15 protein-coding genes are annotated in these 16037 nt (G+C 70.4%); 5 read left to right on the forward strand and 10 right to left on the reverse strand.

Annotation, left to right across the window (positions count from 1 at the left end; genetic code table 11):
• Positions 1-54: 54 nt before the first annotated feature.
• Entirely contained in the window at positions 55-1149 is a 1095-nt protein-coding gene (locus tag ACZ4VA_RS19810) for a sensor histidine kinase (RefSeq protein WP_468082266.1), read from the reverse strand.
• Positions 1142-1837 (reverse strand): response regulator transcription factor, encoded by a 696-nt coding sequence (locus ACZ4VA_RS19815; protein WP_468082267.1) that lies wholly within the window; start codon positions 1835-1837, stop codon positions 1142-1144. The genes ACZ4VA_RS19810 and ACZ4VA_RS19815 overlap by 8 nt, the downstream gene beginning before the upstream one ends.
• A gap of 281 nt (positions 1838-2118) precedes the next feature.
• On the opposite strand from ACZ4VA_RS19815, the gene ACZ4VA_RS19820 reads away from it, so the two are divergent.
• The 3 genes from ACZ4VA_RS19820 to ACZ4VA_RS19830 all read left to right on the forward strand — a co-directional run bounded on the left by ACZ4VA_RS19820 (position 2119) and on the right by ACZ4VA_RS19830 (position 4895).
• Complete coding sequence (locus ACZ4VA_RS19820; RefSeq protein ID WP_468082268.1) at positions 2119-3237, forward strand: endonuclease/exonuclease/phosphatase family protein; 1119 nt, start codon at positions 2119-2121, stop codon at positions 3235-3237.
• Between the two features lie 299 nt (positions 3238-3536).
• A complete protein-coding gene (locus ACZ4VA_RS19825; RefSeq protein WP_355787535.1) occupies positions 3537-3752 on the forward strand; it encodes a hypothetical protein in 216 nt (71 codons plus the stop codon).
• Between the two features lie 168 nt (positions 3753-3920).
• Entirely contained in the window at positions 3921-4895 is a 975-nt protein-coding gene (locus tag ACZ4VA_RS19830; protein ID WP_355787544.1) for a phosphotransferase family protein, read from the forward strand.
• A gap of 483 nt (positions 4896-5378) precedes the next feature.
• Here ACZ4VA_RS19830 and ACZ4VA_RS19835 read toward each other — a convergent pair whose 3' ends face one another.
• Complete coding sequence (locus tag ACZ4VA_RS19835) at positions 5379-6368, reverse strand: Acg family FMN-binding oxidoreductase (protein ID WP_388904921.1); 990 nt, start codon at positions 6366-6368, stop codon at positions 5379-5381.
• Positions 6369-6788: 420 nt separating this feature from the next.
• On the opposite strand from ACZ4VA_RS19835, the gene ACZ4VA_RS19840 reads away from it, so the two are divergent.
• Both ACZ4VA_RS19840 and ACZ4VA_RS19845 read left to right on the forward strand, forming a co-directional pair.
• A complete protein-coding gene (locus tag ACZ4VA_RS19840; RefSeq protein ID WP_468082269.1) occupies positions 6789-7367 on the forward strand; it encodes an STAS domain-containing protein in 579 nt (192 codons plus the stop codon).
• A 301-nt stretch (positions 7368-7668) separates the two neighbouring features.
• The gene (locus ACZ4VA_RS19845) at positions 7669-8883 is read left to right on the forward strand and encodes a globin domain-containing protein (RefSeq protein ID WP_468082270.1); all 1215 of its coding nucleotides are present in this window, start codon (positions 7669-7671) and stop codon (positions 8881-8883) included.
• A gap of 279 nt (positions 8884-9162) precedes the next feature.
• On the opposite strand, the gene ACZ4VA_RS19850 is transcribed toward ACZ4VA_RS19845, so the two are convergent.
• From ACZ4VA_RS19850 to ACZ4VA_RS19880, 7 genes are all read right to left on the reverse strand, one after another.
• Positions 9163-10167, reverse strand: a complete 1005-nt coding sequence (locus tag ACZ4VA_RS19850; protein WP_452922365.1) for a MerR family transcriptional regulator — start codon at positions 10165-10167, stop codon at positions 9163-9165.
• Between the two features lie 3 nt (positions 10168-10170).
• A complete protein-coding gene (locus ACZ4VA_RS19855) occupies positions 10171-10842 on the reverse strand; it encodes a HEAT repeat domain-containing protein (RefSeq protein WP_452922363.1) in 672 nt (223 codons plus the stop codon).
• 156 nt (positions 10843-10998) lie between these two features.
• Entirely contained in the window at positions 10999-11478 is a 480-nt protein-coding gene (locus ACZ4VA_RS19860; protein ID WP_355791785.1) for a MarR family winged helix-turn-helix transcriptional regulator, read from the reverse strand.
• A 9-nt stretch (positions 11479-11487) separates the two neighbouring features.
• Positions 11488-12573, reverse strand: coding sequence for an alkene reductase (locus ACZ4VA_RS19865; protein ID WP_355791788.1), 1086 nt, complete (start codon positions 12571-12573; stop codon positions 11488-11490).
• A gap of 156 nt (positions 12574-12729) precedes the next feature.
• Positions 12730-13644 carry an NADP-dependent oxidoreductase gene (locus tag ACZ4VA_RS19870; RefSeq protein ID WP_356170439.1) on the reverse strand — a complete coding sequence of 305 codons (915 nt, stop codon included), beginning with the start codon at positions 13642-13644 and terminating at the stop codon, positions 12730-12732.
• Between the two features lie 436 nt (positions 13645-14080).
• Positions 14081-15244, reverse strand: a complete 1164-nt coding sequence (locus ACZ4VA_RS19875; RefSeq protein WP_468082271.1) for an HTTM domain-containing protein — start codon at positions 15242-15244, stop codon at positions 14081-14083.
• Positions 15234-15794: a DUF5819 family protein gene (locus ACZ4VA_RS19880; RefSeq protein WP_356170549.1), complete on the reverse strand. Its 561-nt coding sequence runs from the start codon at positions 15792-15794 to the stop codon at positions 15234-15236. The genes ACZ4VA_RS19875 and ACZ4VA_RS19880 overlap by 11 nt, the downstream gene beginning before the upstream one ends.
• Positions 15795-16037: the final 243 nt, after the last annotated feature.

The raw sequence follows: 16037 nt of genomic DNA on the forward strand, positions 1-16037 counted from the left end.
GTCACGGCCGTTGAAGATGCGCACTGTGCGAGCAGCGCAGCAGCCCACCAACCGCTACGTGGCGGCGTAAGGGGCTGCCCTCGGCAGTTCGACGGTCACGCGCATCCCGCCGTCAGGGCGTGGGCTGAGAGTGAGCGTGCCGTCGTGTGCCTGCGTGATGGTCTTGACGATCGCGAGGCCGAGACCGACGCCCGCGTGGTCGGTGTGTACGCGCTCCGTACCGCGCTGGAAGGGTTCGGTGAGGATCGAGGCCAGTTCCGGGGTGACTTTCGCGCCGGTGTTCTCGACGGTGAGCACCACGGTCTCGGGCCGGTTGCTGGTGTTGATGCTCACAGTGCCGTGTTCGGGCAGGTTGTGGACGATCGCGTTGTGCACGAGGTTCGTGACCAACTGCAGCAGAAGCGCGGGCGATCCGTTGGCCGGGGTGATGTCACCGGAGGTCTCGACGGTGACGCCATTCCGTTCGGCAAGAGGCAGCAGCGTCTCGATGGCTTCCTCCGCCATGAGCGACAGATCGACAGGCTCCCGGGGGAAGGACCGCTGCTCGGCGCGGCTGAGCAGGAGGAGCGCCTCGACGAGGTCGATCGCCCGGGTGTTGACGGCGTGGAGGCGGTCGATGACCTCGTCGGTGTCGTGGTCGGGGTCGCTACGGGCCACCTCGAGAAGCGTCTTCGAGATCGCCAGCGGAGTACGCAACTCGTGCGAGGCGTTGGCCGCGAACCTGCGCTGTTCGGCGACGTGCGCTTCGAGTCGGGCGAGCATCGTGTCGAAGGCGTCGGCGAGTTCACGGAACTCGTCCTGCCGGCCGGGCAGTTGGATGCGGTGGGACAGTGTTCCGTTCGTGGCCAGGCGGGTTGCGTCCCCGATGCGCTTGAGAGGGGCGAGCATGCGGCCTGCCAGCACCCATCCGCCCAGGAGTCCGAACAGCAGCAGGAAGAGCAGCACCGGCCCCGCCGACTGTACGAAGGTGTGCAGGACGAACGAGCGGTCCGGAGCCAGACCGTAAGGGGTTCTGGCCGGACGGTCGGGCACGTAACGCAGCAGAGATCCCCACGCCGCCACAAGGAGCAGCCCACCGGCCAGCATGGAGAACGCGGCGTAGCTGAGGGTGAGTTTGACGCGCACGCTCAGCCCGGGCTCCCTATCCACACCCGTCTCCCTCGCGACGGGTGTCGGACGGCGTGTCCATGCGGTAGCCGACACCGGGCACGGTGGCGATGATCCAGGGTTCCCCGAGTCGCTTGCGCAGCGCCGAGACGGTGATGCGCACGGCGTTGGTGAACGGATCGGCGTTCTCGTCCCACGCCCTTTCCAGGAGCTCTTCGGCGCTGACGACACCGCCCTCGGCCCCTACGAGGACCTCGAGCACGGCGAACTGCTTCCTGGTCAGTGCGACATAGCGACCGTCACGGTAGACCTCGCGGCGGAACGGATCCAGCCGCAGGCCTGCGATCTCCCGTACCGGAGGTCTGGCGTAGGCACGTCTGCGGTCGAGTGCCCGAAGTCTGAGGACGAGTTCTCGCAGCTCGAACGGCTTGGTGAGGTAGTCGTCGGCGCCGAGTTCGAAGCCGGAGACCTTGTCGTCGAGCCGGTCGGCGGCGGTGAGCATGAGGATCGGCGTGCCGCCGCCGGACGCGACGATGCGCTTGGCGACCTCGTCGCCGGACGGCCCCGGGATGTCACGGTCGAGGACGGCGATGTCGTAGGTGTTGACGCTCAGCAGTCGCAGCGCGGTGTCACCGTCACCCGCGATGTCGGCAGCGATCGCTTCCAGGCGTAGACCGTCGCGGATGGCTTCCGCCAGAAAGGGTTCGTCCTCGACGATCAGCACACGCATGTCCTCGATGCTACGAGCCGACGCATATCGCCGGCGTATCGAAAACGCCATACGCGCGGGCAACACCACATCGCCTTGACTGCCGGTGCGGCGCGAAGGACACCTGCTCAGGTCCCTCGGCGGGACGCCGGACGGACGCCGCGAACCACGGAGCCGGCTCCCCCTCGACAGCGGCTCCCGAGGGGCGCGGCAGGACCTGATCACGGTTGCCCACGTAAGCATGACGAACCCACCCAGGATCCGAGGATGCAGCAGTGACCGGCAGCGAACGAGGACCGGCGATGACACAGGTCGACACACCGGAGGACGAACAAGGCGGGGCCCGCTCCCGGGACAGCGAGAACGGTACGTGGCGGGCGGGCGTCCGGCGGAGTGGCGGCGCCGCTGCCTGGCGCACGGGGATCCGGCGTGTCATCCGCCTCAGTTCCCGACCGGGTCCCTGGAAACGCGGGCTCGTCCCGGCGGCGCTGGCACTGCTGCTGGGCCTCGTCATGATGCTGCACGCGAGGATCCCCAACCGGATCGGGAACCTCGGCAGCCTGGTGGAGACGTTCCTGCCGTGGTTCGGCCTGTTCATTCCTGTGCTGCTGGGCGCGGCAGTATGGCGTCGCTCGGCCTCCGCGCCGGTCGCCCTGCTGCTCCCCGTCATCGTCTGGCTGAACCTCTTCGGCGGACAGCTCGGCGACAAGTCCCGCGAGGGCGACGGTCTCATCGTGGCGAGCCACAACGTGGGCGCCGAGAACACCGACCCGGTCGGTACCGCCCGTGACCTCGCCGCCTCCGGTGCCGAGGTCCTGGCCCTGGAGGAGCTGACCGGCCAGGCCGAGGTCGTCTACACAAGGGAGCTGGCCGAGGCGTACCCGCACCACATCGTGCTGGGCACGGTCGGGCTGTGGAGCAAGAAGCCGCTGTCCGACACCCGCCCTGTGGACATCAGAATGGACTACGGGCCGCTGGCGGCCACCAAGCCGGCGGAGCTCACGATGGAGTCGAACCGAGCGCTGCGCACCACGGTGGCGACCGACCGGGGTCCACTGGCCGTGTACGTGGCACACCTGGCGTCCACACGAGTGAACCCCAAGGCGGGCTTCGGCACGGCTCAGCGGGACCGAGGCGTCCAGGCACTGGCCGAGGCCGTCGCGGCGGACCCGACCGAGCGAATCGTGCTGCTCGGCGATTTGAACGGCACCGTCAATGACCGTGCGTTCAATGGCCTCACCTCGCAGCTTCGCTCGGCACAGGACGCGGCAGGGGCAGGCTTCGGCTTCAGCTGGCCGGCGAAGTTCCCGGTGGTACGGATCGACCAGATCCTGGTCCGAGGCGTCGAACCGGAAAGGTCGTGGACACTGCCGTCCACGGGCAGCGACCATTTGCCGGTGGCGGCCGAGATCAGCTGGTGAGTACGAAATCGGCGGACGGCCTCGGGGACGGTGGTCCTTCCCTGTCTCGGCGTAGCTTCCCGTCGACGTGCCGCCGGCTTGATGGCGACCGGGTCGTGCGTACGAGGCGCACCCCCCCCACTCCCTCGCCTCAAGTCGCCGCGTCCCGCAAGTGCCACACTCTGACCGCCCGGTTGACCGGCGTGCTGATCCTTGGGCACGCACGTTCTGGTTCTGGCCGAACAGGGTGGAGTACTGGCGCCTCGGCACGGCAGCCTTACAGTTGAAGCCGTTCACCCATCCGAGGAGAAGCGCCACTCGTGCACGAAGCACCGATCTACGCCCAGCTGATCTCAGAACGCGGCGACATACCGCTGCAGGTTCGCAACGAGGCCCGCCGTATCCAGCGCGAGCTCGACTGGGTCCTCAACTGGGACCACCCGTCCGATGGACTCCTGCCCAGACTTCCTGCGGTCTCGCCGACGAACTCGCCCCCTCGGCAGCTCGGTTCCGGCTCTCCCGACTGGTTCGCCTGACGCTCACGTCTTCGCCTGGCGCTGCTCTACCGCAGCGCTGTGGGGCCCCCTACGGAAACGACGTGGAGAGCTGCACCGAGACGGCGCCCGGGCTTCCTCTCCCGACTCTCCCGTACAGTACGCGGGTTGTCGTGGCGGAGAGGCGGTACGGGCGTGGCACCTCGAGCAGTGACGCGGGAGCGGTTGGCGGGTGCCGCGCGGGCCGCGTTGGGTGGCGGGCGGCGACTTGCAACGGTCGAGCGGGTCACCGGCGGCAGCAAGAAGGGCGTCTACCGTCTGGTGATGGACGACGCGACGACAGCGATCGCCTACCTCTGGAACGACGCCGAGAACTACTGGCCGGCGGCCGAGGGCGACGACGACCTCACCGACCCGTTCTCCCCCGGGCTCGGGCTGGAGCTGTTCGAGGCGGCGCACGCGCGGCTGGCACGGCTCGGAGTCCGCGTACCGGCGATCCGTCTCGTCGACCGTGACGGCGCCCACGGCCCGGCCGATCTCGCGATCGTCGAGGATGTACCGGGCGAGAAACTCGAGGACCTCCTTACGCGCCACCCGGACGCCGCTGCCCCGGTGTTGGCCCGGCTCGGGGAGGCGCTGGACGCGATGCGGCGTCATCGGGCGCCGACGTACGGCAAGGTCGCCGTCGTCGAAGGCGGAGGTGCCTCACAGGGGCAGTCGTGCGAGGAGGTCGTCCTCAGCCGGGCGCTGCGGGACCTTGCCGAAGCGGCGGCGCGTGACCCGAGGATCGCGGGAGCCCGCCATCGGCTGGAGGAGCGCCTGCTGGGTCTGGCCGACGCGGTTCGGCCACGCGCGGAGTACGGGGTCGTGCACGGCGAACTGGGGCCCGACCACGTACTGGTGGACACGGACGGGACTCCCGTCGTGATCGACATCGAAGGTTGCATGTACTTCGACGTCGAGTGGGAGCACGTCTTTCTGCGCCTTCGACTGCACGACGCCTACGAGGCGTTGAGGGTGGACGGACTGGACGAGGACCGGCTCGCGCTCTACCTGCTCGCGCAGCGGCTCTCCCTGACCGCCGGACCCCTGCGCCTGCTCGACGGGGACTTCCCCGACCGAGCGGCGATGGCGGGTATCGCCGAGCACAATCTCACGAAGGCTCTGGCACTCGTGCGTGCCTGACCGTCCAGCCCCCGCTCACGCGGCTGATCATGAGGCGACTTCCCATGTGCACGATCGTCCGCAGGTCGCGGGGGAGGGTCACCCCCACGTAGCGGTCATGCCAGGCCCGGCAAAGCCCGGTACCCGTCTTGGCGTGATCGGGTGTGGGCATGCGTAGTTTCTGCCCTCGAATAAGCCCCACCCAGTCGGGAAGGGGTGGCCCGCCACGCGGGCGTGCTTGCGCTGCGGTGGCCTCGTCGAGGGCCGGTGTGCTGCCTGCGCTCGCCCCCTTCGGCCGCGGCGCCGACACCTGCGTGGGTGTACGCCGGAGCACGGCGGTATCGGCGGCTCGGCGGCAGGCGTCACCTCGGCCCTACCTGGTCTACCGGCGACGAGCCGTACCGGCCGCGGTCCTACGGCCGCGGGTGGCCGACGGCGCTCGGCCGCCGGCCTCCGATGAGCCGCAGGGCGGAAGGAGGCGCGGGCCGGTGCCATGCGCCGAGGTCAGACAATGTCGAGTACGTCCGCCACAGGGCGGCGGGGGGTGACCGGTCCTCCCGGCCCGTAGCCGAGCCGAAGCACCATCTGCACATGGCCGGTGCCCTCGCCCGGATCGCGCGCCAGCAGGCGCAGCTCGCGGTCTTCGAGGGCATGGGAGGTCAGGGACGTGGCCAGTCCGGCCAGGGTGGCTTCCAACAGGACCCGCTCCAACGCCTGACCGGCCCGCAGCCAGTCGGCCGGGGCGTCGCCGTGGGTGCTCAGAAGGGCCAAGTGCGGCACACGCTCGAAGCTGAGGGTGCCTCGGTCCGCGACCGGCCGGCGTCCGGCGAAGTCCCGGACGGGAGCCTTGCCCGTCCATTTCCGTGGTCCGAACGCGTACTCGGGGACGCCATCGACGGCCAGGTCGGCCTCGGGCCCTCGCCGGGTCCAGCGGACCAGGTCCTCGTCGGCTCCGGAGGTCATGACGTCGCGGCTCTCCGCGTCGTGCACCAGGTCGAGCACGGTCTCGGTGTGCCAGTCGCCAGGGAACATCAGCTTCGCCCCCTCCCGCGCGGCAGCGCCCCGCAGGGCCGCCCGCACCTCCTCGGGCACGTCCTTGTCGGCGAAGGGGTGGCGGCTGGTGTGCCGCTGCCCGATCACCGGGTACAGCCGGGCCGGCCCGTCCTCCGGTGAATGCCCGTCCGGTTCGGCCAGGCGCACGGCTGCCAGCAGCGGCGCATCCTGTCCCTCGGGCAGCAGTCGGGTCTCCGCGACGAGGCCGGCGTGCGCCGCGGCGACGCGCAGGTTGAACAGGGCCGCGCCACAACCGATCCGCAACGCCCGGTCGTCGGGGTCCGAGTAGGGCATGGCCCGCTCGGGGTCGGCGTACAGCAGGACGAGACGGTGGCCGGTCAGGAAGCGGAAGCGCCAGGGCTGCGCGTTGTGCATGGACGGCGCCTCGGCGGCCTTCCCCACCAACTGGGCCACTGTCGTCTCGTCGAGTCGCGATGCCATGGCATCCTCCTCATGTGCTCGGGATGCGGCGGGTTTCCATCCTGGTCACCCCCACAGCCGGAACGGTGTGCGGGCGGGCACCACCGCGGCGGCGACCGACTCTCCGCCGTCGCGTCGGGCGACAGCCGGCTGAGCCTGCCAGGTCCCTGTCCACTCCCGATCCTGCGCCCTTTCGGGGGCCTCAACCAGGGCCGGTCGGCCCTGGTGGCGTCACCATCTGGTCCACCAGCGGGCATCTGATGAGATTGCCCCGACACCGCGGCCGGCGGTCTTGGTGCCGGCAGATGGTGTCGCACAGGCCGTTCGACACTACTCAGCGGACCGGGCGGCCGGGCTGCCGTCCTGCTCTTTCTCTCCCGACTGCTCTACCACACCCCCACGGCCGTCCTGGGCGCACTCCTGGTCTACGCGACCGTCCGCATGATCGACCTCGCGGGCTTCCGCCGGCTGGCGTCGCCGGGAAATCCTGCTGGCCCTCGGCTGCCTGATCGGCGTCCTCACCGTCGACATCCTCTACGGGGTGCTGATGGCCGTCGGCCTGTCCGTGACCGAACTGCTCACTCGCGTGGCCCGCCCGCACGACGCCGTCGAGGGCCTGGTGCCCGGGATGCCCGGCATGCACGACGTCGACGACTACCCGCAGGCACGCACCATCCCCGGGATGCCCGTCTACCGCTACGACTCCCACTGTTCTTCGCCAACGCCGAGAACTTCCGGCGCCGAGCCCTGGCGGCCGTCGAGGACACGGAGGAGGTCCACTGGTTCGTCCTCAACACCGAGGCGAACGTGGAGGTCGACATCACGGCGCTGGACGCCGTCGACACACTCCGCCGCGAACTCACTCGCCGAGGGATCGTCTTCGCCCTCGCGCGCGTCAAGCAGGACCTGATGGACGACCTGACGGCGTACGGACTGGCGGACAGCGTCGGCAGCGACCTGATCTTCCCCACTCTGCCAACGGCAGTGAGCGCCTACCGGGAGTGGCGCGGAGGGCACTGAACCACCGAGGCGATCACCCCGACCTAGTGCCGCCTGCGAAGACCCTCCCCCGCCGCCCCGTCCAAGGCGCCGACCAGCGCAATCGCGGCCGACAGGGCCGACGGGTGACAGTCCCGGGGCCGTGCGGCCCTGCGGCGGAGCCGGTCCGTGGGGCCGATGCGCCCCGATCGACGGGGCCGACCGGCCCTACTTACCCCGCCGCCACCAAACCCCGCCGAAACGCCGTGCGCCGCCTGCTAAACAGAACGCACCGCCCGACGCGAGCGGCTCCCTTTCCCTCAGTCCCTGCCCGGGAGGCTCCATGCTGTCCGCAGAATCCACCGCAGTGGTCCGCGCCACCCTGCCCGCCGTGGGCGGCGCCCTCGACGAGATCACGACGCGCTTCTACGACGCGATGTTCCGCGACCGGCCGGAACTGCTCGACGGGATGTTCAACCGCGGCAACCAGGCGAGCGGAGCGCAGCGGCGCGCCCTGGCCGGCTCGATCGCAGGGTTCGCGACCGCGCTGCTCGACAATCCGGACATCCGCCCGGACACGCTGCTGGACCGGATCGCCCACAAGCACGCAGCTGTCGGGGTCACCGACGACCAGTACACGATCGTCCACAAGTACCTGTTCGGCGCGATAGCCGAGGTTCTCGGCGACGCCGTCACCCCCGAGGTGGCGGCCGCCTGGGACGAGGTGTACTGGCTGATGGCCGGCGCCCTGATCGCCCGGGAGGCCCGCCTGTACCAGGACGCGGGCGTGGAACCGGGCCAGGTGTGGCAGCAGTGGACGGTCGTCGAGCGCCGCACCGAGACCCCTGACGTGGTGTCCTTCCTGCTTCGCCCCGCCGACGGGCGACCGGCCCCGCGGGCGCGCGCCGGCCAGTACGTCAGCGTGCGGGTCCCAGCCGCCGACGGAGTGCGCCAACTGCGCCAGTACAGCCTGTCCTCGGACCCCGGCGGGGACCTCCGGCGGATCACCGTGAAGCGCGTCGCGGGGACGGACGGCGCGCCGGACGGTGAGGTCTCCAACCTGCTGCACGACCAGGTCCGCGAGGGCGACGAACTGACACTCTCCGCACCCTTCGGCGATGTCTTCCTCGACGACCCGGCCGATACGACCGCTCCGGTCGTGCTCGTCTCGGCGGGCATCGGCGGAACCCCGATGACCGGCATCCTGGCCCATCTCGCCGCCCTCGGCTCCACGCGGCCGGTGCTGGTCCTGCACGCGGACCGCTCCCCCGCCGACCACGCCCTGCGCGCCGAGACGGCCAAGCTGGCCGGACAACTGCCGGGCGCCCGCGCCGTCTTCTGGTACGAGCGGCCCGGCGCGGAGGAACCCGACGCCCGTGAGGGCCTGATGAACCTCGACGGTGTCGAACTGCCCGAAGGAGCCAGGGTGTTCCTGTGCGGTCCGCTTCCCTTCATGCGTGACGTCCGCGCACAGCTGCTGCGCGGCGGGGTTCCCGCACAGCGCATCCACTACGAGGTCTTCGGCCCCGACCTGTGGCTGCCCGGCCCGGAAGCCTGAGTCGCGCCGCGCCCGAGGGGCTGCTCGTGGCCCGGTCGAACGCGACAGTCACCGCAGGGTCCACTGGTCCTGGCCCGATCGGCCGACGGTCCTTGCCGACTGGGCACACCCGTCAATGCCCGGTGAGCGCCGCAAGACGACCGAGCGAGGCCGACCGGCAGTGCGCGAGGTTCCTCGACATCGGATACGCGGCGTCCAGGTCACCGGTCGTGTCGGCCCCCGCGTCCGTTCAACGCACCGGGCGGGGGCGGGCTCGGCTCGGGTTCCTCACGCGTGCGATCACCGTGTCCCTCGTAGCCGAAGCAGATACGTCGCGGTCAGTGCCACAGCGCGGTCCGCGTCGTGCGACAGCTCTTCGAGAGCACGTGATGCCCTCGTACCGGGGATGTCCGCAAGCGCCTGGGCCAGACGGGCGCGTGCGGGCGCCTCCGTGGCTTCCCCGGCGAGGCGGTCGACGAGCCCGGCCGCGATCCGGGCGGCCGTCGCGGTGTCACCGGCCAGCGCGCCCAGTGCGTCGGCCGCGTCGACGTCGTTCCGTCCCTCCACGATCATGTCGATGAGGGTGGGGATCGCGTCGGCCACGCCCCGTGTCCCGAGCGCCAGCGCGGCCTGGCTGCGGACCGCCGCGTCCGAGTCAGTCAGGGCGTCCCGGAGTCGGGCGGTCGCCTCGGCGTCGGGCATCTCGGCCAGGGACCGCACCGCCCGTTCCCGTACCTCGGCAACGGGCGAGCGGAGCCCCTTCGCCAGCAAGACCGTACCGCCCTCTCCCGCTCGCGCCAGGGCCCACCTGAGAGCTCCGGCGACGTTCGGCTCCGTCTCGCTCAGCACCGCCTCGACCAGGGCCTCCACCGGCACCGCGACCTCCTCGACCGAGGAGAGGGCAGCGCGCTGGCGTGCGTCGGCACTCGTCGACCCCAGGGCGCGGAGCAGCGCGACGACCTGCAGGACGTCCTCCCAGCCGCCGGGCTCAGCTGCGTCGATGCGCTGCAGTCGCGTGAGCAACTCGGTCTCGACGGCGATGCGTTCACGGGTCTGACGGATCAGGTCGTCGACCAGGCCCGACGGGGTGAAGGTGGGATCGTCCAGGGCACGTCCGATCTCACGCAAGGACATCCCCAACGACCGCAGGCTCTCGACCTGGAAGATCCGCTGGACGTCTTCCGCCGAGTACTCCCGGTAGCCGGAGCCCGTACGGCCCGAAGGACTCACCAGGCCGAGCGACTCGTAGTGCCTGAGCATGCGGGCACTGACCCCGGACCGTCGCGCCACCTCACCGATCAACACGCTCTATCTTCCCTCCGGACCTGATACGCCCAGGGCCACGACGCGCTTCGCCTCCTCGATGGCGAACTCGAAGCCGGCGTCCGGGTCGCGCAGCAGCCGCTGTGTGGCGAGTGCGTGCGCACGTACTCCCGGGTCAGGGTCCGTCGCAGCGGCGCGCAGACCCGGCACGATGACGTTCCCCAGCGCGACCAGAGCGCGGCTCAGGCTCAGCTGGGTCTCCCGCTCGCCGCGCCCGAGCTGCGTCGCCAGCGTCGTGGCCAGGGCGGACTCCTCACCTTCGGGCACCAGCGCGACCGCGGTGCGCCAGGCGGTCCGCGCCACCTCGTCGTCGGCGTCGGTCAGCAGCGCGCTCGTGATCGCAGACCAGGCCTGCCGATCTTTGATCTTGGACAACGTGTGCAGTGCCTGGCTCCGGGCCTGCGGGTGCTCCGAGTGGACCTCCCGAAGCAGCCCCGGAAGCGTCCTGGACGTGGGATGGCGGGTGAGCGCCCAGGTGAGCATGTCGCGGACGAAGAACTCGGGCTCGGTCGCGGATCGCTCGATCAGCTTGTCGACGAAGCGCGGGTCGGGCGCCGTACCCGCCGCCAGTGCGGCCCGTAGCCGCACGGACGAACGGCCGTCCTCCAACGCCCGGAGCAGGTCGGTCGCATCGGTGTCCTGCCTCGTGGTCGTCATCGAGACCACCTCCTCGCCGCCCAGTGAAGGCCTTGCCACGGTGTCAAGGTCAACCGCGACCGGTCCCTCCCGGGTACGGGATCGCCAGGACCGCACCGGCGGTACCCATCACGAGGGAGCTACAGCCCAACCACCCCGCCCGTAACCCACAATGCGTCACTCGCTCGACGGAGCCCCGCGGCCGCGCATTCTGATCGACCGCTCGATCGCGGATGCCGTTCTGGTGAAGCTCTCGATCTGTTCCGGTGTCAGATCTCCCACCGAGAGCTCCTCCAGGGCGCGCCACATGTCGGCGATGGGCTCACGCAGGGCGCGTCCGGCGTCGGTGAGCCGGACCACCATCACGCGCCGGTCGTGTTCGGCCGGTTCCCGCGTGAGGAGTCCGGCGTCCTGCATGCGGCGCAGCGACTTGGAGACGGTGGAGTGGTCGAGTCCGACGCTCTCCAGGAGTTCGGACTGGGTCTGGCCGTCGCGGTCGAAGAGCTGCATCAGGAGCAGTTCCTGCCCCGGGTGGAGATTCATCGTGCGGAGCATCGCGGCGGCGTGGCCGCGGTGGACGCGGGCGAGCTGGAAGACGGCGTAACTGAGACGTCCGTCGCGGGCCGTGCTGGGAGGCATGGAAACGGGTTCGGTCATCGCTTCTCCTCAAGCGCCCCCGCGGGTGGGGTAGTCGGTGTAGCCGGTCTCGCCGCCGCTGTAGAAGGTGGTGGGGTCGGGGCTGTTCAGCGGCGCTCCGGAGCGTACCCGCTCGACCAGGTCGGGGTTGGCCAGCGTCAGCGCTCCGACGGAGACGATGTCGGCCCGGCCGTCGGTGACGTCCCTGGCGCGTGCGGCCAGGTCGGCGCCGGCACGGTTCAGCATGAGCGCTCCCGGCCACAGAGCCCGGAGGGTGTCCAGGAACTGGTCGTCGCCGGTGTGGAGCAGGTGCAGGTAGGCCAGGTTCAGCGGCGCGAGGGCGCTCAGCAGCGCCGGGTACAGCTCGTGCGTGTCGCCCTCACGGATGTCGTTGTACGGGTTGCCGGGAGATAGGCGGATGCCGGTGCGGGCGGCGCCGATCTCGGCGGCGACGGCCTCGGCGACCTCGACGGCGAAGCGTATGCGGTTCTCGACCGGGCCCCCATAGCGGTCGGTGCGCTCATTGGCATGGCCGGACAGGAACTGGTGGACGAGGTAGCCGTTGGCGCCGTGGATCTCCACCCCGTCGGCGCCGGCCGCGACGGCTCCTGCGGCGGCGCGGCGGAAGTCGTCGACCGTCGCTTCGACTTCGTGGGTGGAAAGTGCTCGGGGCTGCGGCATCTCCCGTGGTCCGGACGCCGTGAACATCTCGCCCAGGGGGCGGATCGCGGAGGGCGCCACCGGCTGGCGGCCGTGCGGGGTGTTGTCGGGGTGCGCGATCCGCCCGACGTGCATCAACTGCACGACGATGCGCCCGCCGGCGGCGTGCACGGCGTCGGTGACCTTGCGCCATCCGGCCACCTGCTCCGCGGAGTGGACGCCCGGGGTGAGCAGGTATCCCTGCCCGTCGGGCGAGGGCTGGGTGCCCTCGGTGATGATGAGCGCGTTGGAGGCGCGCTGGGCGTAGTACTGGGCGTTCAGCTCGGTCGGCACGCCCTCGGGGGTGGACCGGCCGCGCGTCATCGGCGCCATCACCAGCCGGTGCGGCAGCCGGATGTCACCGGCGACGGTCGGTTCCCACAAGACGTTCAGGTCGGTGGCTACGGGGTTGGGCATGGCTTTCTCCAAGGGCAGAGGTGGTTGCGGTGATGCGCGACGACCGCGCAGGCGTACGTACCGGTCGAAGGCGGCGGTACACAGTTGTGCGGTGGCCCGGCGGCGCCTGGGCGCGGGCCGGGCCTCGCAGGGCGAGGGGCGCAGCGCGTACGGCCGTCAGTCGACGGTGAGGACGAGCTTCCCGCGGCCGTGACCGGCGTCGCTGACCCGCTGCGCCTCGGCGGCGTCGGCAAGGCGATAGGTGGCGCCGACGGTGGTCACCAGATCGCCGTCGGCGGCCTGCCGGGCGAGTTCGGCCAGCCGGTCGGCCGATCGGCGCTGCGGACCCTCGGCGAAGACGACACCGAGTTCACGAGCGCGGAAGTCGGCGGTGGTGACGACCCGGTCGGTGCCACCGCGCAGGGTGATGGAGTCCTCCAGCGCACCCTTGCCCGCGGCGTCGAACACGGCGTCCACGCCGTTCGGGGCGAGTGCGCGGACCCGCTCCACCAGTCCCTCCCCGTAGACCAGCGCGGTGGCGCCGAGGGAGGTCACGTACTCCTGGTTGGCCGGGCCCGCGGTGCCGATGACGTGGGCGCCGCGTGCGACGGCGAGCTGGACGGCGATGGTGCCGAGCGCGCCGGAGGCGCCGTGGATCAACAGGGTCTCGCCGGCCTTGACGTCGAGGAGATCCAGGACCCGCTCGGCGCCGTCGCTCGCCACCGGCAACGCGGCGGCGTGCGTCCAGTCCAGGGCGGCCGGCTTGGGGGCGAGGACGGTCGCGGCGGCCAGTGCGTACTGGGCGTAGGCGCCGGTGTCGGACCAGCCGAGCACCTCGTCGCCCACCTTCAGTCGGTCGACGCCTTCGCCGAGGGCGTCCACGACTCCGGCGATCTCCCCGCCGGGGACGGCGGGCAGCGTGGTGGGGAAGATCGCCTCCATGATCCCGGAGCGGATCTTCCCGTCGACCGGGTTGACGCCCACGGCCCGGACACGGACGCGGACCTGGCCGGGGCCGGGCTCGGGGATCTCGGTCTCCGCCTCGTGCAGGACCTCGGTGCCGCCGAACGTGTCGAAAACGATGGCCTTCATGACTGGTGTCTCCTTGGGCTGAGTGGACCCTCGACCGCCTTATGTGGCCGACCACATAAAAAGTAGCACGCCTTATGTGGCTAGCCAAGTAATATCGTGGAGTGGCTGGTCAGCCGGGCAACAGACCTGTAGACACGGGCCTCGTAGAGCCGTGGGCGGCTACTCGACGCACACCGCAAGGCTCGCGCGACGGCGGCCACGGCGAGCACGGCGAGCCGAGTGCGGGACAGCCGATCCTGCGGCATCCGGGCTGCGGCAGATCGGATCCACTTGGCCAGGTGATCGGCGAACCGGTCACCTTTGGTTCCAAGATCAGGCGCAGGCCGCACCGGAGGCCGGTCACGGGGCCGTCGGCACCGGGCGCAAGCCGGAGCGGAACGGCCCGACCTGCGCCTCGGTGCGGCCGCCGACAGGACCACTCAGTGCGGCAGGAGCCTCAGACGTCGGCCGCGGCCGGACAGCGGTCTGCCTGCTTCGGGACCGCTCCGGCGCGTGCGGGAAGGGACGGCTGGGCGGCTCCGGACTGTCGCCTCGCCCTACGGTAAACGTCCCGTGCGGCGACGTAGAAGCGGTCGGGCAGGAACACGGCGTCCGCGATGATCATCGCGCCCGAGAACAGCGGTAGCCCCATGAGCACCGCGATTCCGATGTGCATGCCCAACAGCGCCGTGAGCACCGGGTATTTGAGCCTGCCGAACAGCGCGAACGGAAACGCGACCTGGAGCAGGACGGTCAGGTATCCGGCCACCGCGATGGCGGCTCGATGCCCGTCGGCCCAGTGGGACAGCGCGGGCCAGGGCTGAAAGAGTTCGAGGTTGAGAACGTAGTGCAGAGCGGTTCCGGCGCCCCAAGTGCCGCCCTGCACTTTGTACAGGCCGGCCGCACCGTAGAGGAGGCAGACCTGGAGGCCCATCACGACGAGTCCGCTGTTGTGCACGACCGTGACCAACGTGGTTCGCGCTCCGCGGAGTTGCGGAGCGGTGTCAGGACACCACCGGGCCCGCGCGCTCGTTGCGGGCCTGCGGCGGATCCTCCTCGCGTCCAGGGACCAGTGCCGTCCGCAGGCCGTGAAAACGAGGTAAATGGCCATCAGGAGAACGAGGTTGTCACCCCCGTCCGTCATGAAGATCGATCGCGCGTGGAACGAGGCGACGACGACGGCGAAGAGCACGGACATCGCTCGGGTGCGCCACCCCACCATGAACAGAGCGCAGATGGCGAGCGCCGACGTGTAGCAGAGTTCGAAGTAGAGAGGGCTGTCGGAGAGCGTGAGCACGCTGACCCAGCCGGTCTGGTCGAAAAGCTGCCGCGCGAGCGCCGGTGTCCAAGGTGAGCCCGGGCCCCAGATCACGTCGCGGTGGGGGAACTCGCGCAGGAGGAAAAGGAGATAGAGGAGGCCGTACCCGATGCGCAGGACGGATACCGCGTAGAGCGAGAGGGGCCGATCGGTGAGCAGCGTCCATGCGTGGCGGGCAGGGACGGCGAGTCGTCTCGCCAGGTCGGGGAGCGGACGCCCTGACGCCAGGACGGCGCGGCGTGAGTGCGGGGACGGCGGGGGCTCGTCCGGAGCGGCCTCGTGTCGAATCAGGTCACTTGCCATCGGAGGCTACCTTCCACCAGGGCAGAAGCCGTGTCTGGGCATCCGCGGAAGCGGCACGACGGTCTCGGCCCGCGGCGTCGGGAGCGGTGACAGGCTGGGTGACCACCCTGAGCTGGATCGATTCGAACGGCTTCCCGATCACGTCCGACATCCGGTCGGCGGCGATGTTGCGCAGGTACTGCTGCATCATCTCGGCTCTGTCCGAACGCGAGACGTCGTCGGCTCCGTGCAGTTCGACGTAGGACGTCCATGACCGGCGCAAAAGGTTCTGCGCCGTGTGACTGGGGAAGGCGTTGTGCCGGATGGCGGCTCTGTCCACCGCCGTCAGACTGATCCAGGGGCTCACTTGGACCGAACCGTTCCGGGTGGTGTGGGCAGTGCGCGCGAAAATCGTGCGGTTGACGGAGTCGGGGTCCGGGGCGAAGAGCCGCCAGTTCTGCTCGAAGAGTGGGTAGATCCATGCGTCCACTTGGGATCTGTAGCGCTGAGAGACGACGTTGGTGGGCGCCACGTGCAGAAACACGAGCGCGACGTGCGCCAGGGCCACCATCACGCAGAGAATCACGGCGGAGTTGAGGGCACCCCTCCCTGCACGTCTACCCAAGCGGCGGGTCCCGCCTTCTCCCGTTGGTCCGCGCGGCACGTCCGCTGGTCGGGTCGCGTCGTCAGTGACCGACGTCGGGCCATGGGCCCGACTGCCTTCCCGTTCGTGCTCCGCTTCGAGTCCGCCCAGCACTGCCTGCCCTGTCCTTCTCGTCGTCTGCTCGTGGCCGTTCCGGGCCGGCCGATGAAC

The organism is Streptomyces sp. NPDC028308 (assembly GCF_055565855.1).